General features: G+C 60.1%; 31 protein-coding genes. 5 read left to right on the forward strand and 26 right to left on the reverse strand.

Annotated elements, in window-relative coordinates; translation table 11 throughout:
* Positions 1 to 9: 9 nt before the first annotated feature.
* The 26 genes from APH35_RS12425 to APH35_RS12540 form a co-directional block, all read right to left on the reverse strand.
* Positions 10 to 1,086, reverse strand: a complete 1,077-nt coding sequence (locus tag APH35_RS12425; protein WP_028699410.1) for a hypothetical protein — start codon at positions 1,084 to 1,086, stop codon at positions 10 to 12.
* Positions 1,086 to 2,465: a DUF4055 domain-containing protein gene (locus APH35_RS12430; RefSeq protein ID WP_060514886.1), complete on the reverse strand. Its 1,380-nt coding sequence runs from the start codon at positions 2,463 to 2,465 to the stop codon at positions 1,086 to 1,088. Before APH35_RS12430 ends, APH35_RS12425 begins: the two co-directional genes overlap by 1 nt.
* Before the next feature lie 2 nt (positions 2,466 to 2,467).
* Complete coding sequence (locus tag APH35_RS12435; RefSeq protein ID WP_060514887.1) at positions 2,468 to 3,787, reverse strand: phage terminase large subunit family protein; 1,320 nt, start codon at positions 3,785 to 3,787, stop codon at positions 2,468 to 2,470.
* A complete protein-coding gene (locus APH35_RS12440; RefSeq protein ID WP_060514888.1) occupies positions 3,762 to 4,238 on the reverse strand; it encodes a DUF2280 domain-containing protein in 477 nt (158 codons plus the stop codon). The genes APH35_RS12435 and APH35_RS12440 overlap by 26 nt, the downstream gene beginning before the upstream one ends.
* A gap of 30 nt (positions 4,239 to 4,268) precedes the next feature.
* Positions 4,269 to 4,892, reverse strand: coding sequence for a putative metallopeptidase (locus APH35_RS12445; protein WP_060514889.1), 624 nt, complete (start codon positions 4,890 to 4,892; stop codon positions 4,269 to 4,271).
* Complete coding sequence (locus APH35_RS12450) at positions 4,867 to 5,319, reverse strand: proteasome subunit beta (protein WP_016487771.1); 453 nt, start codon at positions 5,317 to 5,319, stop codon at positions 4,867 to 4,869. The genes APH35_RS12445 and APH35_RS12450 overlap by 26 nt, the downstream gene beginning before the upstream one ends.
* On the reverse strand, positions 5,316 to 5,480 hold the full coding sequence (locus APH35_RS29005; RefSeq protein ID WP_177335368.1) for a hypothetical protein: 165 nt from the start codon (positions 5,478 to 5,480) through the stop codon (positions 5,316 to 5,318). The genes APH35_RS12450 and APH35_RS29005 overlap by 4 nt, the downstream gene beginning before the upstream one ends.
* A gap of 50 nt (positions 5,481 to 5,530) precedes the next feature.
* A complete protein-coding gene (locus APH35_RS12455; RefSeq protein ID WP_012273045.1) occupies positions 5,531 to 5,794 on the reverse strand; it encodes a hypothetical protein in 264 nt (87 codons plus the stop codon).
* Between the two features lies 1 nt (position 5,795).
* Positions 5,796 to 6,119, reverse strand: coding sequence for a hypothetical protein (locus tag APH35_RS12460; protein ID WP_054882101.1), 324 nt, complete (start codon positions 6,117 to 6,119; stop codon positions 5,796 to 5,798).
* A 155-nt stretch (positions 6,120 to 6,274) separates the two neighbouring features.
* Positions 6,275 to 6,946 carry a hypothetical protein gene (locus APH35_RS12465; RefSeq protein ID WP_060514890.1) on the reverse strand — a complete coding sequence of 224 codons (672 nt, stop codon included), beginning with the start codon at positions 6,944 to 6,946 and terminating at the stop codon, positions 6,275 to 6,277.
* The gene (locus APH35_RS29010) at positions 6,943 to 7,089 is read right to left on the reverse strand and encodes a hypothetical protein (protein WP_177335369.1); all 147 of its coding nucleotides are present in this window, start codon (positions 7,087 to 7,089) and stop codon (positions 6,943 to 6,945) included. Before APH35_RS29010 ends, APH35_RS12465 begins: the two co-directional genes overlap by 4 nt.
* A complete protein-coding gene (locus APH35_RS12470) occupies positions 7,086 to 7,445 on the reverse strand; it encodes an endodeoxyribonuclease RusA (protein ID WP_060514891.1) in 360 nt (119 codons plus the stop codon). The genes APH35_RS29010 and APH35_RS12470 overlap by 4 nt, the downstream gene beginning before the upstream one ends.
* Positions 7,442 to 7,744: a nuclease domain-containing protein gene (locus APH35_RS12475; protein ID WP_060514892.1), complete on the reverse strand. Its 303-nt coding sequence runs from the start codon at positions 7,742 to 7,744 to the stop codon at positions 7,442 to 7,444. The genes APH35_RS12470 and APH35_RS12475 overlap by 4 nt, the downstream gene beginning before the upstream one ends.
* Positions 7,735 to 8,034, reverse strand: coding sequence for a response regulator transcription factor (locus tag APH35_RS12480; RefSeq protein ID WP_060514893.1), 300 nt, complete (start codon positions 8,032 to 8,034; stop codon positions 7,735 to 7,737). The genes APH35_RS12475 and APH35_RS12480 overlap by 10 nt, the downstream gene beginning before the upstream one ends.
* A complete protein-coding gene (locus tag APH35_RS12485; protein ID WP_060514894.1) occupies positions 8,031 to 8,501 on the reverse strand; it encodes a hypothetical protein in 471 nt (156 codons plus the stop codon). Before APH35_RS12485 ends, APH35_RS12480 begins: the two co-directional genes overlap by 4 nt.
* Positions 8,494 to 9,066 (reverse strand): ead/Ea22-like family protein, encoded by a 573-nt coding sequence (locus APH35_RS12490; protein WP_060514895.1) that lies wholly within the window; start codon positions 9,064 to 9,066, stop codon positions 8,494 to 8,496. Before APH35_RS12490 ends, APH35_RS12485 begins: the two co-directional genes overlap by 8 nt.
* Positions 9,063 to 9,260, reverse strand: coding sequence for a hypothetical protein (locus APH35_RS29015; protein ID WP_060514896.1), 198 nt, complete (start codon positions 9,258 to 9,260; stop codon positions 9,063 to 9,065). Before APH35_RS29015 ends, APH35_RS12490 begins: the two co-directional genes overlap by 4 nt.
* A complete protein-coding gene (locus APH35_RS12500) occupies positions 9,257 to 9,571 on the reverse strand; it encodes a hypothetical protein (RefSeq protein WP_060514897.1) in 315 nt (104 codons plus the stop codon). Before APH35_RS12500 ends, APH35_RS29015 begins: the two co-directional genes overlap by 4 nt.
* On the reverse strand, positions 9,571 to 9,840 hold the full coding sequence (locus APH35_RS12505) for a hypothetical protein (RefSeq protein ID WP_060514898.1): 270 nt from the start codon (positions 9,838 to 9,840) through the stop codon (positions 9,571 to 9,573). Before APH35_RS12505 ends, APH35_RS12500 begins: the two co-directional genes overlap by 1 nt.
* Entirely contained in the window at positions 9,837 to 10,028 is a 192-nt protein-coding gene (locus tag APH35_RS12510; protein WP_053870490.1) for a hypothetical protein, read from the reverse strand. Before APH35_RS12510 ends, APH35_RS12505 begins: the two co-directional genes overlap by 4 nt.
* Entirely contained in the window at positions 10,028 to 10,834 is an 807-nt protein-coding gene (locus APH35_RS12515; RefSeq protein ID WP_060514899.1) for an ATP-binding protein, read from the reverse strand. Before APH35_RS12515 ends, APH35_RS12510 begins: the two co-directional genes overlap by 1 nt.
* Positions 10,824 to 11,633, reverse strand: coding sequence for a hypothetical protein (locus APH35_RS12520; protein WP_028697945.1), 810 nt, complete (start codon positions 11,631 to 11,633; stop codon positions 10,824 to 10,826). Before APH35_RS12520 ends, APH35_RS12515 begins: the two co-directional genes overlap by 11 nt.
* Positions 11,633 to 12,268 carry an HNH endonuclease gene (locus APH35_RS12525; protein WP_080694549.1) on the reverse strand — a complete coding sequence of 212 codons (636 nt, stop codon included), beginning with the start codon at positions 12,266 to 12,268 and terminating at the stop codon, positions 11,633 to 11,635. Before APH35_RS12525 ends, APH35_RS12520 begins: the two co-directional genes overlap by 1 nt.
* Before the next feature lie 87 nt (positions 12,269 to 12,355).
* A complete protein-coding gene (locus APH35_RS12530) occupies positions 12,356 to 12,592 on the reverse strand; it encodes a hypothetical protein (RefSeq protein ID WP_028697944.1) in 237 nt (78 codons plus the stop codon).
* Between the two features lie 20 nt (positions 12,593 to 12,612).
* Entirely contained in the window at positions 12,613 to 12,807 is a 195-nt protein-coding gene (locus tag APH35_RS12535) for a hypothetical protein (RefSeq protein ID WP_028697943.1), read from the reverse strand.
* A 30-nt stretch (positions 12,808 to 12,837) separates the two neighbouring features.
* Positions 12,838 to 13,077: a hypothetical protein gene (locus APH35_RS12540; protein ID WP_028697942.1), complete on the reverse strand. Its 240-nt coding sequence runs from the start codon at positions 13,075 to 13,077 to the stop codon at positions 12,838 to 12,840.
* A 38-nt stretch (positions 13,078 to 13,115) separates the two neighbouring features.
* On the opposite strand from APH35_RS12540, the gene APH35_RS12545 reads away from it, so the two are divergent.
* The 5 genes from APH35_RS12545 to APH35_RS12565 are packed head-to-tail and all read left to right on the forward strand — an operon-like array spanning position 13,116 to position 16,077.
* Complete coding sequence (locus tag APH35_RS12545; protein ID WP_226342910.1) at positions 13,116 to 13,913, forward strand: S24 family peptidase; 798 nt, start codon at positions 13,116 to 13,118, stop codon at positions 13,911 to 13,913.
* A 3-nt stretch (positions 13,914 to 13,916) separates the two neighbouring features.
* Positions 13,917 to 14,357, forward strand: a complete 441-nt coding sequence (locus APH35_RS12550) for a hypothetical protein (protein ID WP_028697940.1) — start codon at positions 13,917 to 13,919, stop codon at positions 14,355 to 14,357.
* A 2-nt stretch (positions 14,358 to 14,359) separates the two neighbouring features.
* Complete coding sequence (locus APH35_RS12555; protein WP_060514900.1) at positions 14,360 to 14,605, forward strand: hypothetical protein; 246 nt, start codon at positions 14,360 to 14,362, stop codon at positions 14,603 to 14,605.
* A gap of 54 nt (positions 14,606 to 14,659) precedes the next feature.
* Positions 14,660 to 15,127, forward strand: coding sequence for a DUF6932 family protein (locus APH35_RS12560; RefSeq protein WP_060514901.1), 468 nt, complete (start codon positions 14,660 to 14,662; stop codon positions 15,125 to 15,127).
* Positions 15,128 to 15,150: 23 nt separating this feature from the next.
* Positions 15,151 to 16,077 (forward strand): hypothetical protein, encoded by a 927-nt coding sequence (locus APH35_RS12565; RefSeq protein ID WP_152606249.1) that lies wholly within the window; start codon positions 15,151 to 15,153, stop codon positions 16,075 to 16,077.
* Positions 16,078 to 16,925 lie beyond the last annotated feature (848 nt).

Below are 16,925 nucleotides of genomic sequence, written 5' to 3' on the forward strand. Positions count from 1 at the left end.
GGCGCGGAATTACTTGAGCCGCTCGCGCAGCTCGTCGAGGGTGAGGAATTTCCCACGCTCGTTGTAGAAGTCTTCGAGCTTCAGCTTGTCCTGGCGCAGTAGCTTCCCGCGCTCAGGTCCGAGGATCTCGTCCTGGCGGGCTGAGGACTGCCTGCCGAGCCATTGCGCGTAGGTGGTCTGCTGCGGCACCTGGCCATCCATGCTTGCCCGTGTTGCCGTATCGCTGATTCCCAGTGCCAAGGCACTCTTGAGGATCGGGATCTTGGTCGAGCGGCAGCAAAAGTGGATGCGGCCTGGCCCGGCAAGCCACGGGATCTTGTGCCCGATGGGCTGATACGTGCCCAGCGTGTACGGCAGCCTGTCCCTGATACGGCAAGTGGTTGAGGTCCGGCTGTCCAGGGTGCTCAACCACTCAACGTGGCTGATGATGTCGCTGTTGGCTTCGAAAGCCCGGTCACTGGCTGTCTCGGCGGTGTGCGACACGGCTGAACGGACAACCGACTCGACCTCGCGCCGTGAGCGATGTATCAGCCCATCGGCGTACTTCTCGGCCCGGGTGCCCATGATCGTTCGCACGATCTCGGGGGTTGTCTGGCCATTCACCACGCCAGCGCGCACAGCGTTGCGAATCAGCGCCTTTCGGTCTGCCTCGATGCCATCCATCCATTCGGACAGCAATCGCCCCTGGAATGGCCTGGCTGCGGCCTGTGCCCTCACCTGGCTGAACTGCGCCACCTGAATCGGGAACTTGGCCTGCACCAGGGCGGGCACGATCGACTGGAGTAGTCCTTGCTGGAAAGCGATCTCGTAGGTGGCCACGCCATCGGTCAGCGCAGCCATGGCCTGACGAACCTGGGCGAAGGTGTCGCTGTTCAGTTGGTTGACTCGAAACAGCGCCGCATCCACCGCCGAAGCGCTCAGGTCAGTGCCAAGCGCCTCGATGGCAGCCACCAGCGCCGCACGCAGCTCAGTGTCGTTACCGTTCAGGATCTTGATGATCGCGACGACTTGGGCATTGCTCAACCTGGACAGATCGACCTCATGCCCTATCAGCTCATCAATCAGCTGCTCGTTTGCCGTCTTCATCAGATCGCCCCAAGGGCTGGGCCTTGGGAGTCAATCTTGGCCAGCTCTTCCGCCCAGTCGTATTCGTCGCTGATCACGCCACGGCGCTGCATCTCGGCGAACAGGGTCTCTTTCGAGATCATCCCGGCGTTGGCCATGGAGACCAGGGTAGGCAGCGACACTTCTGGCATGTAGTCGACGTCGAAGTTGCCGCGCATCTCGACGCTGCCGCCGTCACTCAGGCCGCGATACTCGGCCATGTACTGGAGCAGCTGCCCAAGGCAGTCGGCGAACTGGTGCGCCATGCGCGCCAGCGGGGAAAGCTCCTGCGCGGCCTCTTCCTCGGCCTGGGTGGCGGTCTTCGTCGTGGACTTGTCCGGGGTGAGCAGCTTGGCGCCGGCCATGCGCATCTCGTCCAGCAGGTCCTGAAGCGCGGTGCGCCCAGACTCGACAGCCTTGCCGGTGTGCTCGACGTACTTGAGGTCACCGTCCTTGGGCAGGTCGGTCAGCGATCCAGTGCCCACCTTGAACTCAGGCGGTACCGGCTTGCCTTGGTTGTCGTACAGCGGCTGAACACCGATACGGGCCAGGATCGGCACCCGAATGACGTGCAGGATATTGTCTTGGTCGCTCTGGCTCTGCCAGTGCTTGACGTTCAGGTGGGCCAGTTCGAGCAGCGGCGGCTTGGCCGTCATGAAGCCAGTGCGACCGGTGTAGAAGGTGACCAGCGGGATGTGGTCCAGGCTGGTGACGCCTTCGTCATGGATCGCCCAGGCCCCGCCATTCTTGGCGACACGGTAGGTCCACCACAGGCCAGGCTCAAGCACCCGGATCTGCAGGACGCATTCCACCCCAAACTCGCCATCCTCCTCCTCGATCATCTCGATGTAGCGGAAGTGGGTCAGGACGCTGCCGTTGGACTTCCAGCCCAGGACTTGCTCAGGCTTCACCAGCACGGTGTAAGGGCGAACCCCGGAGGCCTTCTCCTCTGCCCGCGTGCGGCCAGCCTGCACTGCAGGATGATCCACCAGCGCATGGCACAGGCCATGGCTCAGGCCGTTGCGGAAGAACTCCACTGCCCAGTTGTTCAGGTCATTGCCAGCCAGGTCGATATCGACGGCCATTTCGGCAATCTCTGGCGGCACGTCATCGCCAACCTGCAGCGGCTCTGCGAACACGCGAGAGGTCATGTTACCGACCGTCTCGGAATAGGCAGGGAGCAGCGTGGACTGGGCCAGGCGGTCCTTGTAGACGTCTTCGTCCTCAGCTGGATACCGGGGCAGCAGCTTTTGTCCAGCAGCCCGCATCGCCAGCGTTCCGCCCATGAGCGGCGAAATCACCGCCCAGTATCGGCGCATCTCGTCGACAGCTGGAAGGGTGAAGCTCGGGTTATCGCTCATGCTCACATTCTCAGGGATTGGGTCGTAGTCATCGCCACGTTGATCGGGAAGCGCTTGGCGATGAAGTAGCCAGCGGCGTCAACCATGTGGTCGTGACCCTTCTTCGGGTCTTTATCGGGCTCGCCGTGTTTGTCGTAGGTCTGTCGCTCAAGACAGAGGGTGAGCTGCGGGCATTGGTCGATGTTGACCATCAGCCGGCGCTCGCCGTATGCGTTCATGAACATGGCGTTGACCGAGTTAACCCGGTCTTTGACGCTTGGGTTCTGGGTGTCCACGATCACCGTGAAGCCAGCCTTGCGCAGCAGGGACAGGTCCGACTCGCTGGCGTTCTTGCTGCTGGTGTTCTGGCCGCTGGCGTCGGGATAGACCGCCACGCCATGTCCAGGGAATCGCGCCTGAATCTTCTCGATCATCTCGGGCGTATCCCGCACCGAGTGGAACTCATCCAGGGCCAGCGGCAGGCCGTCACGGACCACATACACGACCGCAGCCATCTTCATGACGTTGAAGTCCATACCGATGTGCAGGGCCTCTCCCGGCTTGATTCGCTCGCTGGTGCGGCAGTCGGTGCGACTGAACGTGTAGTAGACGACCCCGGCGTAGTTCTCGAAGCTGGCTTCGTACTCTTGCCGGAACGTCCGAGGGTCCATCTTACGGCGGGCCGCATCCAGCTCCTCGGCCGGGACGTTTCCGCCCTGCAGCGAGGTATAGAGCCAGCTCTTGTGGTCTGGCTCGCCGTCTTTCTGCCCATCGCGGTATGTGTCGTAACAGTGGTTGAAGCCCTTGGGGGTGCCGATGCGCAGAGCATGACCGCCCTTGCACTTGCCGACGCCCGGTATGACGTACTCACACGTCGACAGCATCGGGCGCAGCACTTCCTCCCAGGCCGCCCACTTGCAATCCGCCCACTCATCCACCAGGACGAAGAACAGGCCAGAGCCTCGCAGGTCGTCGTAGTTCTCCAGGCCAACACAGCGGATCAGGTGACCGCTCTTGAGCGTGATCAGCATGTCCGACTCGTTCGGCTTGCACTCACGCCATTCGCGGGGGATAGCCTGTTTCAGTCGGCGCCAGAAGACCCGGCGGGCCTGCTTCTGCGTCGGAGCCGCGTACCAGATCTCATCCTCGACGCTTACGCCCCACTCAGCAGCCAGGCGAGCCGCGCGGCGCATCTCGGCTTTACCGAGGAAGGTCTTGCCGAATCGACGCCCGCACACCGCATCACGGAAGCGCGCATTACGCTGGAAGCCCCACACGTAGATGTTCGCCTGCTTTGGCGTCAGCTTGACCGGCGCCTCATAGGTACGGGGTAGCGGGGACATTCTCATCAGGCTCCAGCTTGTACTCAGCAACGGCGTGCTGCTGGTCCGCCTGGGAGCCCAGGGGCTTTTCGGGTTCGAGTTTGCGGTTCACATACACATCACCGACCTCTTTGGCCGCCTGCTCCAGCAACTGGGCGGTCAGGGCCATGTTCTTCATGGACTCGGCTTTCTCGGCCATTCGGCCCAGCGCACGCAGCCGGTAGGCTCGGTTGGCGATCGGTATTTCTGCCGTCTCTTCGCGGAAACGCTTTCGAGTGTCCTCGAACAGGATCACCCAGCGCTTGGCCAGGCGGTGCGCAGCGCGCTTGGTTGGGTCGTGGCTTTCTACCGACTGGCGGCTCACCACAAGCCCGAATTCGTTTTTGACGGCCTCTGCCACCTGAGATGGCGTATCGAAGCAGGCCAGCGCCTGAACGATGAAGGCCTTCACCTCGTTGCTCAGGGCTGCCATAGATTGGGTTCCGTCAAGCGCCTGTCAAAACTACGCCGACTTCAGCAGGCAGGTTCCGCAGGCCCTCGCAATGTTGATATTGGCCACCTCGGGCGGCCGGCTTGCAGCGTCGATCAGCTGCTGTACGTCATGGCTCGGACCGTAGCGGCGTACCACGCCGACGAACTCCTCCACATCATGACCACGCAGTGTCAGGCTGGGCAGCCCGTCCTGGGTGAACTTGGGCGCGCCGTACTGATCGAGCTTCTGGGCTATGTGGTAAAGCTCATGCTCGATGAGGGCACAGAACTCAGTGTCGGAGCACTGGGAGCAGTAATCGGCAGCAAGGGTGATGACGAAGCCCGGTACCTCGCCGAACCAGTCGATCATCTGCTGCTCTTGCCTGGCCTTCTGCCATCCGCCAGCTCGAAACATCACAGCCTCGGCCTGACCTACCACGGTTCGACCTTGCTTCTCGAAGCAGGCTGAGGCCCAGAGGAAGCGCAGCGGCGCATCGATCAGGTGTGCATGGTCAGGGTTATGCAGCTCGCCACCCTCAATGAGGATCGATGCCTGCACCCATTCACCCACCTCGGGCGCTGGCTGAAGCCTGATTCCGAGCATCGATAGCTCGGTCAGCTCAAGGAGATCAGCCGGAGGAACTGGCCTTTCCATGCTGGTCAATCCTCATAGTCCGAACCTTGCCGCCGGTGTAGATATCCCGCTTCATCGCGGCGCGCACAGCCTCTTCGGCACTTGCGCCCATGTCCATTGCTGCCAGGGCATAGGCCGAGCCGCTGCCGATCGCGTCAGGGTTTGCCGGGTCAAGGTCCTGCCGCCATACGCCAGTCTTGTCGTCATGGCCCACCATCTGCAACCTGCCGCCATCCACCACGTAGCCCGAGCACTCGACAGGTACCGGCGATGGCGTGCCGAAGTAGGCTGCAATCAGGGCCTTCTCGTCGCATACGGCACCGGACAGGAAGAAGCTGACGCCATCCACAACGGTGAGCTTTTGGCAGTCATCGGAAACGATGGAGCCACTGCGGGTCTGGCGGGAGTCGTAGGCGATAACGCCGTCCTTGTAGGCGATAGTGGTCATTCAGGGTGAACCTCGATCTTGATGCCGCGCCCCACCCAGTAGCTGAAGCGCTCAGGGCATGGCTCTCGGCCAGTCAGCCGGGCCATGACGAGGACGCCGGCCAGGTAGTACTTGAGCCACCACTTATGGCGGCAAGCGATGAGCACGGTGACCGATGCCATTTGCCTGTCCTCGCGCCACGAAACGGCGCACCTCTGTTTTGTGGCGCGGATCAGCTGAAGACGTGGCCGCGACGAGCCCAGGCATAGGCAACCACCCCAGCGTGGAGCACCACACCAAAAGGGTTCACCCAATGCCCTTGCAGGGCGGTGATGAACGCACCGAATCCGCCGATGGCCACCAGGTAGAAGGCGACACTCAGCAGCGGCTGATCCACCGGGCGGACCTTGCGCAGGTAGTCGCATGCAGCGAGCACGACCATGACACACAGGAACACGTCCAGGGCCGTCAGCGCTGAAACCAGGATGTTGTTCATATCAGGCACCTCGCGCCGTGACGAACGACCCCATGGCAGCCTTGATCGCGGGGATGATGTTCATGGCGGTGAGGCCAAGCACGAACGCTACCCCGCACAGCAGGTCATCGGTGACCGCGAGTTCAAGCTTTGGGGCGAGCCAGGCGGTAACGGGCTGGGTCAGGTAGACCGAGAAGCCGAAGCCGGTGGCGACCGCGGTCGCGGCCTGGAACCGGGTTAGGTCCTTCAGGAATCCTAGTGAGAGGATCGAGCCGATGAATGCAGCCATCACCACCCCGTACTTGCCCAGCACTACGCTCGCGGCGGCGCTTGTTGGTTCGGCCATAGGGGTGTCCTTGGGAATTCAGGGCCTCTTGAGGGCCTATTCGGGCAATAAAAAGCCCGGCTCAATGGCCGGGCTTTTGTGGTCACTCCTCAACTAGCGCAGGAATGACAGGATGGGTGAATATTCGGCGAAGCGGCATGTGATGTCAATAGGCTTTATGCAGCATCTTGATCATCGAACAAAACCCCCTCGCTGCCCAGGATCTCGCCTGCCTCCACCAGCGCTTCATCCACCATCTTGTCCAGCCCCTTGAAGATTTTGCGGCGCCAGTCTCGGCGGGTGCGCTCTGGGTTTCCATCGAGATCCCAGGTGTTCATGTCGTAGTTGTGCGCGGGCAGGATGATGACCCCTTCGCACGGCGCTTCCTGGCGCTGCTTCAGCTTTGTGTTGATGGCCTGTTGGGCTTTCGCCACGGCGGCCTTTCGCCAAGCCGGGGCATCTTCGTCAATCTCGAGCGTCACCTTTTGAGAGACCGGTCGCTCAGCGCCACCAAGCTGCGGGTAGGCCCAGGCGGTCACCGCCTTGGTGAGGAACAGCCTGGGCGCCGGCGAGGTTACGTGTGCAACGATTCGGCCTATGGCACCAACCTTGGAAGCCATATGCGTCGAGTAGCGCGCATTCAGGGCCAGCCAATGCTTTTGATCCAAGCAGGAATGCAGCCTCCCGAAAACCCAGCAGTCAGTCAGGAATGCCGCGTCCTTGCCAACGATCTCGCCCTTCAGCTTGCTGGACTGCACCTTTGGGGTGTAGTCACAGCCGCCAGCGCTGTTGATCGTCTCGGATGCCAGCGCTCGAATTACTGCGGAAATCACGTCCCGATAGATCATTGCCCACCCCCTGCCCGCTTGGCCTTGCTCAAAATGAATTCTTCGTAGCTGCGCTTGCGGCGCACTGCGCCCGCCCAGGACAGCGACAAGCCGCCCACCACCATGAGGGTGGCCAAAATCAGGAATCCCCATGCTGGTGTCATGCTGCTGCCTCCTGGGCCTGGATACGGACGCGCACGGCGCCGCCCTTGGTCGTTTCCTTGCTCACTCTGATCTGGGTGGCAAACACGTTGTCGTCGATGCCCAGGGCATCTGCCAGGCCGTCACGGCCCGCCTTGAACATCGCCAGCAAGTTGTCGTCGTCGCGCCGGCGCCGATCGGGCGGCACAAACTCGAGCATGAGCAGCGCGTCACCTTCCGGCGCCTTGATGCCGGCCTGCTTCGCCAGCAGGTGGCAGGATGCCCGGTAGGACTTGGCCGCCTTGCTCTTCCTGGTCCAGTGCACCCGGGCGTTAGGGCTGCATGCGGCCGGTGGCCACGGTAGTGTCAGTTCCATCAAGCAGCCCCTTTCACGGTCAAAATGCCGGCCCGAATCAGGGCCTCATGAGTCTCAGCGATTGCCCGAGGCATGTCGGACCAGTCCACTTCACCTTTCCCGCGACCGTCGAGCACGTCATGGCAGGCGCTGCAGGCGTATACCGCCACGGTGTCGAAGCCCTTCATGCCCATGCCCTTCTGCCCGCAAGGCAGGTGAGCCAGCACGGTGGTCTCCGGGTTGAAGTTGCAGCTGCCGGGGATGCGGACGGTGCAGTCCTGGCCGCGGGCGCTCTCACGCACCTTCTTGCTGACTACGCGCATGGCTCGGCCTCCGATGCGTAGATGATCCCTGCCGCCACTGCCTTAGCGACCAATTCCGTTCGGTTGGAAGCTCCCAGGTGCAGGCGGGCGTCCGCCATCCTGCTGGTGACCGTTCCCGGCGAAATGCCGAGCTCACGAGCGATCTGCTTTCCGCTCTTTCCTGTTGCGGCGAGAACCACGCACTGCACCCCGCGCCGCGTCAGGCCATGGCCATACCGCCCTCGCCAGCCGGGCGCTGCGAAAATGCCTTGGTCCTTGTTCCGCTTGAGATTTGCTTCCTGGCTCTTCATGCCGCCTCCTCGCTCAGCAAGTCGCTGAACACCACACCCTGCGGTGCGAACTCGGCCACGATGCGGTCGGTGTACTGGCAGCCCTGGGCCCGGTCGAACAGTCGGGTGACCGGGAAACCATCCGGCCCGAACATCGCACAAGGCCCCATCAGGCGAAGCTTCACCTCATACGGCAGGTGGATGAACGACTCGGCCCAGCCGGTGCGGAACTCATCACAGCCAGCGCGCATGATCGGCACGCCGAAGTGCAGCTTGCAGTACCGGCGCACGTCCTCGATGTCTCCCATCTCGGTGCTCTTGGCGATCCGGTCGTACATCGCAAACCACAATGCGTTTTGATCCAGGGTCCGGTCCTTGCCCGGGCGCATGCTGACCACGACGAACTTCTTGTCGCGGAACATACGGGTGAGCATGGTCACGGCCTCGGAGAGCTTGGCCTGGCTGTTGACGCTGATCTTCTCAGTCATGGGCCGCCTCCTTGGCGATGTCCGCATCCACGGCGTCATCGACCTCGCTTTCGAGCAGAACCTCATACCGGTCGCAGTCACAAGAAACGGCGTTGTCAGGCTCGACCACGATCACTTTCCCCATGCCTTGGCGCAGCCACTGGTACCGCTCTGCATCCCTGCGCAGCGCCTCGTTCTCAGCCTTGAGATCTTCAATGATCTGCTCATAGCGCTCCTGCCCGGACTTGTAGTCTTCGTTCTCGGCCTTGAGCTGGTCGATCTGCTCAGCCTGGGACCGCATCACCTCCCCGAATGCGCGCATATGCATGGCGTCTTCTTCGATCTCCGCGAGCAGGGCCAGGACAGCGGCAGGACTGCATGCAAGGAAAAATGCCTCGTCAGCCTCACCGCGGTCGCCCACAAAGCCGAACTCATTGTTCTTGTGGTCGACCTTGAGCACCAGAGAGCCATCGTCGCCAGCGCACTCGTACTTGATGCCTCCGCCAGCAGATTCAAGGCGATCGTAATGGCGACCAGGTGTTGCATCCTCAGCCAGCGCCTTCAGTTTTTGCTTGTCGATGGTCATGCGTACCACCTCCCATGTGCGCTGTGTCCGCGCAGCCATTCGCAGCGCTCATAGTCTTGGCTTGCTCCGACATACGGGCACTGCGTCCACGCAGTACCATTGGCGGCAGCTTCTAGGCCCTCGACAAAGGGAGACTTGAAAGGAGGCTCCTTGCCAGTCAGCGCCTTGATGATTTCGGCTTTGTCGATGGTCATGGCTGCACCTCGACCTTCAGACCCTGGGCCTCGATGGCCTCGCGGCAGTCGTCAATTGCCTCGTCGTAGTGCTCCGCCTCGGGCCGAACAAAACCGCTTTCGGTGGTGTTGTGTGCGCTGATCTTGGGCGGTAGATCCACCACCACGGCCTCGCGGGAGGCTTGCCACCCGCGCCAGGCGTGGTTGATGTTGCTCAATCGGTATCCATCACCAATCTCGGCTCGAACGAACAAATGGCCAATTCCTGGCGGAACGACGTAGTTCTTTGCGGCCCACACCTCGAACTGCTCGCGCATCTTGTTGGTGTCCATCAGTGCTTCTCCCCGGCCAGAAAGTCCGATACCGATTTCCCGGTCGCGATGTGTTCAAGGTTCCCCTGGGCGTTGGTGCAGAACTCGCCTTTCGGCAGGTACAGGCGATCGAACTCGCCGTGCCATTCGCGGATGCTTGGATCGCATGCGGAGCACAGCATCCAAGGCTGACTTGGCAGGCCGCGCCACTGCCCTTCCATGCGGACCCAGAAATTGCTGGTGGCCGTGTTCTCTCGGCAGCCACAGGCGTAACACTGGAACAGGCTCATACGCCCTCCCCGGCCGGCTGCCCGGCGCGCTTGAACTCAACGTGATACCCGCGCTTCTGGCTGCCATCTGCCATCACGACACGGCGGTCGGCGCCCTTGGTCATGCGGACGATTTCGCGGCCTTCCACGACCTGCGCGAAGCCCTGGCTCTTGAGCTGGGCGACTGTGATTTCTTGTGCAGGGGTCATCAGATGGCCTCCTTGCCGCGGTGCGATTCCCACTCGAACGGCACGACGATCATCCCGCCCTCGCGCAGGCGATCGACGCAGCGCTCGCCCATAGCCACCGGCAACTGCTCGGGGCCAAGGTTGGAGATCACCACCGTGGGCTTCACCTGCTCGTACCGACCGTTGATGATCGCGAACAGGGTGGTCAGCTCGAAGTCGCTCGGCTGCTCCTTGCTCACGCCGACTTCGTCCAGTACCAGCAGGGAGGGTTCGATGAGGCTGGCCAGGATGCTCGCCTCGGTCGCCTCGCTGGAGCGGTCGTAGGTGGCGCGGATGGCCTGCAGGATCGATCCGACAGTGCGGTACACAGCCGAATGCGAGGTGTTGCGCATCAGGTCGTTGGCCATGCCGGCGCCCAGGTGGGTCTTGCCGGTGCCAGGCTTGCCCAGCAGCACCATGCAGCGCCCGTTCTCTGCGATCTGGTCGAAGGTCTTCACGTAGTGCCGGCAGAAGCGCAGGGCCTCGGCCTGGCCCTTGTGTTCGGCCTTGTAGTTCGCCAGTGAGCGGTCCGCGAAGCGCTTGGGGATCAGCGAGTCGCCCAGCTTGCGGGATATCGCCAGGCGAACGTTCAGGGCCTGCTCGGCCTCGGCGCGGGCCTCACGCTCCTCCTTGGCAATTCGGGCGCACTCAGGGCAATGACTGCGCAGTGCCTTGCCAAGCAGCATGGTGACCTTCTGCTCGAAGGCGCCGTGCTTCTCGCATTCGGCTGGCTGGATACGGGCAACGACCGCGCCTTGGTCGATCTGGACGACTTTTTCAGAGCGCATAGCTGCCGTCCTCCCGACGCTTCAAGCCTGAGGTGTAGTCGCGCTCAGCGAAGCCGTGATGGCGACTGGTGGGCAGGTGGTGGACGTTGTCAGCAGGAACCTCGACCTCGTCTTCCCAGCGCTTGCCGTTGAGCCAGGTAGCCGGGTGCGGGATGAATTGGCCTTTGTCCTTGATCCAGCCGGGGGAGGCACACTGCTTGGCCAGGCCCTGGGCGATCAGGGTGAACAGGTCGTCAGTGACCTTGAGTTTCTTCCACGCCTTCTCCGCAGCCGCCTTGCCCTTCTTGTTCGGGTACAGCTTCCAGAACTTCGGGAAAAGGTCGTCACTCGCCGGAGTCGGCAATGCCGTAGGCGTTGACGTGTTTCGGGTATCAGCAGTCAGGGATCCGGAATCAGGAATCAGAGAATCAGCCCGAGCGCTACCGAGATTGGCAGAAGCAGTCCCGCCAAAATCGGTACTGATACAACCCTCTGACGCAGAAGGGATAATCGACTCCGGCTCATTACGATGCGGGTTCTGATGTTTGTCGAAGTTCTGCACCTGGATATAGCGCTTACCGCTCACGGTGTATCGAACGATGAAGTCTTCCCTAGCAAGCCAAGACAGAAGACCTTCGATATCCACACCATCGCGATAGGGGAAAAGCTCACCCTTAATGCGCAGAGGGCGATCTTCCAGTCGCCCAGCCTTATCAGCGAGCAGCCAAAGACCCTCAAAAAGCAGAGTCAGCATGGGGTCAGCCACGCCGAGGACTTCGTTCTTGAACAGGGCTGGCTTAATGTTGCGAGCGCGGGCCATTATGCGGACCTCATGATGCTATGGGTGCCGAACGATTTGGCGCCGTTACGACGCTCAGAATCTGTCCTCCCGTGGTTCGGGTGGAATCCGTAAAGAAGCTCAGCGGATTTACGGGCGGCAGCGGCTTCCTCTAGAGATTTGAATCGCCCCAGGTGCAGCCGCTTTCCGCGCACTCGAATCTTTGCGGTCCAGGCACCACTTTCCAGGCGCACGCCGGTCGTGCCCGAAGTGTTGTCAACACGCATGTGCTGGTTCTGCTGATTACCTACGACGCTTACGGCGCGCAGATTTTCAATGCGGTTATCATCACGAACGCCGTTAATGTGGTCGATCTGACCTTCTGGCCATTCGCCGTAGGTGATCAGCCAGATAACGCGATGCACCCGAAAAGCAACATTGTTGATCTTCACGCGAAGGTAGCCGTCGCTGTTTGGAGATCCTGCAAACATGCCAGGCATGGCCCTGCTGCCACGCCTGACCAGATTCACAAGCTTTCCGTCCTGGACCTTAAACAACTCCCTGGCTTGGTCAGCGGTAAGGAGTTGCTCGATGTCTTTCCGCGCCACAGATTCGCAGCTAGGATTTTGTGGCGCGGGACTGATTAGCCCCTTGCCTGAGAGTTTCGATTCAGTCATGATTCACCTCACAGATGAGTTACCGCTGTACTTAGAAGAAGCCGCCCCGCCAGGCGGCTTTTTTGTTTCCGCGAATCTGCTGATTCGCTAATTCGGGTCTTCATCAGTCCCTCCTTTTTCAGGCCCTATCGAGTCCTGATTCCTTTGTGGCACCGGGAGGTTTCGGATTTTTCCGGCCCCTCTCGGCCTGGTCTTCTCGAAGAAGCGCTCTGTTCCAAGCTTTGCGGCGTACTGCTCAGGCGACATGCCTGCCTTTTTCGCCAGTCGCACAAGCTTTTCGTAGAGGCGTCCATCGATCCCGTGGCAGATCGTGGTTTCGGGCACGTAGGCCTCCTTCCGGGCCTTCAGGCCGTCTGGCTTTTGTCGGTAACATCGCTCTCGATGATGCTTTCCAGTTTTTCCTCAACGCACATGCGCACGAAGACGGCCAGCTGAAGCTTGTGCAGCCGGGCTACGGCCTTGAGCGCTTCATAGGTCTCTTGGTCGTAGCGCGACTTAATCTCCCGGTCTTTAAGGTGACTTTGGTCGTGATAGGCCATACGGGTACTGCTCCTTGCGGTTGAAGTTGGTTATGCGGCGGACTTGGCTGGCGCGGTTACAGCCAGAAGGCGCTGAGCCTTGAACGGCTTGCCATTGGCCTTGGCCAGGACTGCGATCTTTTCCGCGTAGCTGGTCTCGCCGGTGTATTCGGTGCGCGGGAGGCAGCCAGCGGTGAGCCACTTGTAGACGGCGCGCGGCGTTTTCCCGCAAGCGAGCGCAACGGCAGTTACGCCGCCTGCGTCATCGATTGCCTTCTTGAGCTCCTGCATGGGGCCTCCAAACGAAATATGAACTGTCAGTACATATTATGTCGGAACTGAAAGTACATGCAAGCGCGTGCGATATTGAACCTATGGTTCAGATAGAAGAAATACGCGCAGCCTTCGCGGCGCGCCTGAGGGAGGCCCTGCTCGCCAACGACATCCCGTCGTGGGGCGCTGGCGCTCGTCTTGCGAAACTTGCCGGCGTTACGCCGAAGGCCAGCAGCAAGTGGCTGAACGGAGAGTCAATGCCGGGCGGCGCCAAGATGCTTGCCCTGGCGTCAGCCCTAAAGGTGCGAGTGGAGTGGCTGGAGTACGGGCGTGGCGCCATGCGCGACGGTGATCAAATGCCTGCGAAGCAGCTGGCATCTCAGCCAGCGGACGTACCGGCGTTCCCCACTGACGAGGATGAGGAAGACACCTACGTCCACATCAAGCAGTACACCGCTCTGGTTTCAGCAGGCCCCGGCCAGTCCAATGATCACGTCGAGGTTAGGGGCACGCTGGCGTTCAAGCGCGAGTGGATTCGATTCATGAGCCTCAACCCGAAAAACCTAAAGGTAATTTATGCCCAAGGCTCAAGCATGGAGCCAACCATCAGTGATCGCGATGTACTACTGATCGATGAGTCGAGAATCGACCCCGTCGACGGGCAGGTTTTCGCCCTCTTCAGCGAGAACAAGGGGGCAATCGTCAAGCGCCTCATTTTCTCTGACCTTGAAGGATGGATTATCCGTAGCGATAACCCGGACAAAGCGCTCTATGCAGACCTGAAGGTGCCAGATGGAGAGATCCATGAGCACCGCATCCTTGGTCGCGTAATTTGGCGCGGCGGAGTCCTATAGCTCATGGAATACAGGTCCGGGGATCAGGCGTGGCCTGGCGAATTCGTCACGCACTTCATGTTCGCTGCAACCATGCAACTGCGGACGCCATACTGCGTACTTGAACGACATGGTGAAACCTACTGGGATCGATCAGCACCGCCCCCAATCTTCATCCGCGAAGAGTGGCAAGGGATATGGATTCCCCAAACCGAATTTTCTGACCGCATGGTTCCTTTCTCGAAAATGGCATCCGAGATTGGCCCCGTGCCGACGCACGGAAGCGACTTTCACCGTTTTCTGCTTTCTATTCGCCAGCTAGCCGAGGTGATTGATGGCTCGGATGAGCGTTGCGAAGCCATCTTGCAAGAGTGTCTACGGGAGCCGTGGTCAGAGATCGTCGAAAAGCTCGGCGGCGCAGAGATGATCTCCGGTCGGTTTTCCGGCGATGTTAAGAAGGCCTAGCCATGACGCTAACCAAGCCCAACCAAGAACTCCGTCGCGACCTCCAGGGCCTTGCCTCCGACCTCAAATGGTCAGCGGTCGAGCTGATGCGGATAGCCGAGCGACTGAGCCAGGCCGGTAACGAGCCTGACGCCCAGGCAGTGATCAGGATCTGCCAGGTGATGCAGAACGGGGAGGATCGGTTGGCGGGGTATGGGGATGAGGTGAAGGGCGGATCGCTGGGTCGTTCTGTCGACACGAAAAAGTGAAACGAGGGCTGAAGCCCTGATTTCTTCAATGAATTTCAACGCAAGGAGGCGGCAGTGGCTCTGCCATCGCTTGATCATAGAGGACTGCTGCCGAAAGGTGAGCACGCTTGCAGCTTTAGAGACATTGAGCAAATTTTTCTCCATACATCTCAGCGCTCGGACCTCTACTGCGACGTACGCAGGTTTATCGACGGGCCTTTAAAGGGCTCGGGATCTGGGCTAAGGCTTTTTCTTGGAGGGAGTTTCTTTTCCGACAAACCTCAGCCAGAGGATATCGAAGCGACGGTATACTTACCCGCCATGCCGCCAGATCGATTTGCTGCCGTGATGGGCCTTTACGCCATGCATGACCAGCACAAAATTGATTACAAGGTAGACTTTTATCCGTCTATACAAATGCCGGGCCAAAATGATTTCGTGAAGTTTTTTCAGTATGTTGGTCCGAAGACAGCCTCTGCCAAGGGGATCGATGAGCGCGCAGCGCGCGGCGTTGTGGAGGTAATCCAATGGGAACGTGGGTAGAACAGGTGCATGGAAGGGCTGGCGTGCTACTCGACCAGATGCTTGCCTGGCAGTCAGCTCAGGCCCAGGCCCAAGTGGATATATCGCCAGCCATTGCCCGGCTTCGGAAGATGATCGAGGATCTCTATGCGGAAGAAATGCCTTTAGCCAGAATCCTTGATTCTTCTGACCTTGTGATGCATGCAGAAGGCCCGTCCACGGCCACTACAACGCCTGGCCTGCATGCGTTCAACTGGCTGTGCACTGCGGCCGAGAAGCAAATCAGGATTCTGGCCAAATCGATATTTGACCTCTCCGATATAAACTCCAAGCTTTTTGCCAAAAAACTAGACCTCCGGTTTTCGGGATTTGCTCCAGGCAGCATCTATGCTGGATTTTCTCTCTCGCCAATTAGCTCTATTTTGGGGAGCGATGAGCCAGAAGTGGTTTTTGAGACGCTGCGCATGGCTATCCGCCAGCTTCCGACAATTCCTGAATTCATCGACGATGAGAAGGTTAGCGTAGGAATATCTGAACTCATGCCGGATCCAGCCCTGAGAGATGCAAGCCTTGAAGCCGTTTTTCGTCTTTCTCCGACGGGCCGGGCCGGGATCCATACGATCGATATCTCGTCACCTGACGCCAAGAGGAACGCTCTTACTAATCGGGACAGGGTTGTATTGCGTGAGGCTCTGCTGAAGCCCATGACCAAGACCAAACGGTTCGGGAAGTTTGTCGGAGAGATCCGGGCTATCGATCTGGACTCGTCCCGCGTACTTTTGCGCAGTGTGGAATCAATCGGGAGTCTCAGGTGCGTAATTCCAGAGACCACTGGCGAAAGCGCGAAATCTCTACTTGGTAGCTTGGTATGCATTGAGGGAGAGTACGAGGTTGATGCGTCTGGACGGCCACGATTGATGTTTGCCCAGAACATATGGCCAGCTGAAAAAATGGTCCAACAGAGCCTGTAACTTTAAAATCGAGAACCCGCCCCGGCGGGTTTTCTTTTGCCTGATGGATGCCTGCCAGCGCCCTACTCGTCCAGGTACAGCCCTGCAAACTTAAGCATGCCCGCTTCGGCGGGCTTTCTCATGCCTGCGTGATGGCGGAAGGCCAGAGTGGTAGGATGGCGGCTCAATTCACAGGGAGGTCGTCATGAAGGCTTGGGGAATCGCACTGATCGGGATCGGGCTGGCCGTCATCGCCTACGCTCTGGCCATGGATGTGACATTGCCTTACGGGCTCATGTACTGGGAGCGAGCGAGCAATGCTGAGCTTCTATCCAGGCGCACCATGCTGGCAGTGCTTGGGGCTGCATCTGCTGTTTCTGGCGTGATCCTTCTTTCGGTGCGATCAAGACCCAGCATTGACTCCGTCGGCGCTCCCCTCTCTGGAAGCTCAGGCCATCAAGCGCATGAGTCCATCAGCAAGCCTGTATCAATGCCCCAAGGAAGCGGAGCCTCGCACGGCTGGGTCGCCATACTGCCAGCCACCAGCCAGGCTGAGCTGGACAGGCGCCTTGGGGTCGCCAGAGAGCTTGGTCTTCCAGTCGTATCCGGCTCAAGCATGCCAATCCATTGCGGCTATTACGACTCTCGGGCAGAAGCCGATCAGATCTGCCAGAGGCTGATAGCCGAATGTGGCATGGACGCCAAAACAAAGTACGTCCCGCAAAACTAGAATCCGCCGACATGAGAGCCCGCCTAGCGCGGGCTTTTTTGTGGGCGCGAGAAAAATGTGTACTTTTGGTACTTGACGACTGTGAACCACTGGTACATATTTACACCCATCGAGGCGCTACACAGCCCCTCGGGAGGCC

The sequence above is a fragment of the Pseudomonas sp. NBRC 111132 genome (assembly GCF_001320565.1).
Classification (GTDB): domain Bacteria; phylum Pseudomonadota; class Gammaproteobacteria; order Pseudomonadales; family Pseudomonadaceae; genus Aquipseudomonas; species Aquipseudomonas putida_P.

What these genes read in the sequence shown, in the direction of transcription:
- APH35_RS12425 (WP_028699410.1), bottom strand. Translation starts at nt 1,086, where the DNA reads ATGAAGACGGCAAACGAGCAGCTGATTGATGAGCTGATAGGGCATGAG.
- APH35_RS12430 (WP_060514886.1), bottom strand. Translation starts at nt 2,465, where the DNA reads ATGAGCGATAACCCGAGCTTCACCCTTCCAGCTGTCGACGAGATGCGC.
- APH35_RS12435 (WP_060514887.1), bottom strand. Translation starts at nt 3,787, where the DNA reads ATGTCCCCGCTACCCCGTACCTATGAGGCGCCGGTCAAGCTGACGCCA.
- APH35_RS12440 (WP_060514888.1), bottom strand. Translation starts at nt 4,238, where the DNA reads ATGGCAGCCCTGAGCAACGAGGTGAAGGCCTTCATCGTTCAGGCGCTG.
- APH35_RS12445 (WP_060514889.1), bottom strand. Translation starts at nt 4,892, where the DNA reads ATGGAAAGGCCAGTTCCTCCGGCTGATCTCCTTGAGCTGACCGAGCTA.
- APH35_RS12450 (WP_016487771.1), bottom strand. Translation starts at nt 5,319, where the DNA reads ATGACCACTATCGCCTACAAGGACGGCGTTATCGCCTACGACTCCCGC.
- APH35_RS29005 (WP_177335368.1), bottom strand. Translation starts at nt 5,480, where the DNA reads ATGGCATCGGTCACCGTGCTCATCGCTTGCCGCCATAAGTGGTGGCTC.
- APH35_RS12455 (WP_012273045.1), bottom strand. Translation starts at nt 5,794, where the DNA reads ATGAACAACATCCTGGTTTCAGCGCTGACGGCCCTGGACGTGTTCCTG.
- APH35_RS12460 (WP_054882101.1), bottom strand. Translation starts at nt 6,119, where the DNA reads ATGGCCGAACCAACAAGCGCCGCCGCGAGCGTAGTGCTGGGCAAGTAC.
- APH35_RS12465 (WP_060514890.1), bottom strand. Translation starts at nt 6,946, where the DNA reads ATGATCTATCGGGACGTGATTTCCGCAGTAATTCGAGCGCTGGCATCC.
- APH35_RS29010 (WP_177335369.1), bottom strand. Translation starts at nt 7,089, where the DNA reads ATGACACCAGCATGGGGATTCCTGATTTTGGCCACCCTCATGGTGGTG.
- APH35_RS12475 (WP_060514892.1), bottom strand. Translation starts at nt 7,744, where the DNA reads ATGCGCGTAGTCAGCAAGAAGGTGCGTGAGAGCGCCCGCGGCCAGGAC.
- APH35_RS12480 (WP_060514893.1), bottom strand. Translation starts at nt 8,034, where the DNA reads ATGAAGAGCCAGGAAGCAAATCTCAAGCGGAACAAGGACCAAGGCATT.
- APH35_RS12485 (WP_060514894.1), bottom strand. Translation starts at nt 8,501, where the DNA reads ATGACTGAGAAGATCAGCGTCAACAGCCAGGCCAAGCTCTCCGAGGCC.
- APH35_RS12490 (WP_060514895.1), bottom strand. Translation starts at nt 9,066, where the DNA reads ATGACCATCGACAAGCAAAAACTGAAGGCGCTGGCTGAGGATGCAACA.
- APH35_RS29015 (WP_060514896.1), bottom strand. Translation starts at nt 9,260, where the DNA reads ATGACCATCGACAAAGCCGAAATCATCAAGGCGCTGACTGGCAAGGAG.
- APH35_RS12500 (WP_060514897.1), bottom strand. Translation starts at nt 9,571, where the DNA reads ATGGACACCAACAAGATGCGCGAGCAGTTCGAGGTGTGGGCCGCAAAG.
- APH35_RS12505 (WP_060514898.1), bottom strand. Translation starts at nt 9,840, where the DNA reads ATGAGCCTGTTCCAGTGTTACGCCTGTGGCTGCCGAGAGAACACGGCC.
- APH35_RS12510 (WP_053870490.1), bottom strand. Translation starts at nt 10,028, where the DNA reads ATGACCCCTGCACAAGAAATCACAGTCGCCCAGCTCAAGAGCCAGGGC.
- APH35_RS12515 (WP_060514899.1), bottom strand. Translation starts at nt 10,834, where the DNA reads ATGCGCTCTGAAAAAGTCGTCCAGATCGACCAAGGCGCGGTCGTTGCC.
- APH35_RS12520 (WP_028697945.1), bottom strand. Translation starts at nt 11,633, where the DNA reads ATGGCCCGCGCTCGCAACATTAAGCCAGCCCTGTTCAAGAACGAAGTC.
- APH35_RS12525 (WP_080694549.1), bottom strand. Translation starts at nt 12,268, where the DNA reads ATGACTGAATCGAAACTCTCAGGCAAGGGGCTAATCAGTCCCGCGCCA.
- APH35_RS12535 (WP_028697943.1), bottom strand. Translation starts at nt 12,807, where the DNA reads ATGGCCTATCACGACCAAAGTCACCTTAAAGACCGGGAGATTAAGTCG.
- APH35_RS12540 (WP_028697942.1), bottom strand. Translation starts at nt 13,077, where the DNA reads ATGCAGGAGCTCAAGAAGGCAATCGATGACGCAGGCGGCGTAACTGCC.
- APH35_RS12545 (WP_226342910.1), top strand. Translation starts at nt 13,116, where the DNA reads ATGTCGGAACTGAAAGTACATGCAAGCGCGTGCGATATTGAACCTATG.
- APH35_RS12550 (WP_028697940.1), top strand. Translation starts at nt 13,917, where the DNA reads ATGGAATACAGGTCCGGGGATCAGGCGTGGCCTGGCGAATTCGTCACG.
- APH35_RS12555 (WP_060514900.1), top strand. Translation starts at nt 14,360, where the DNA reads ATGACGCTAACCAAGCCCAACCAAGAACTCCGTCGCGACCTCCAGGGC.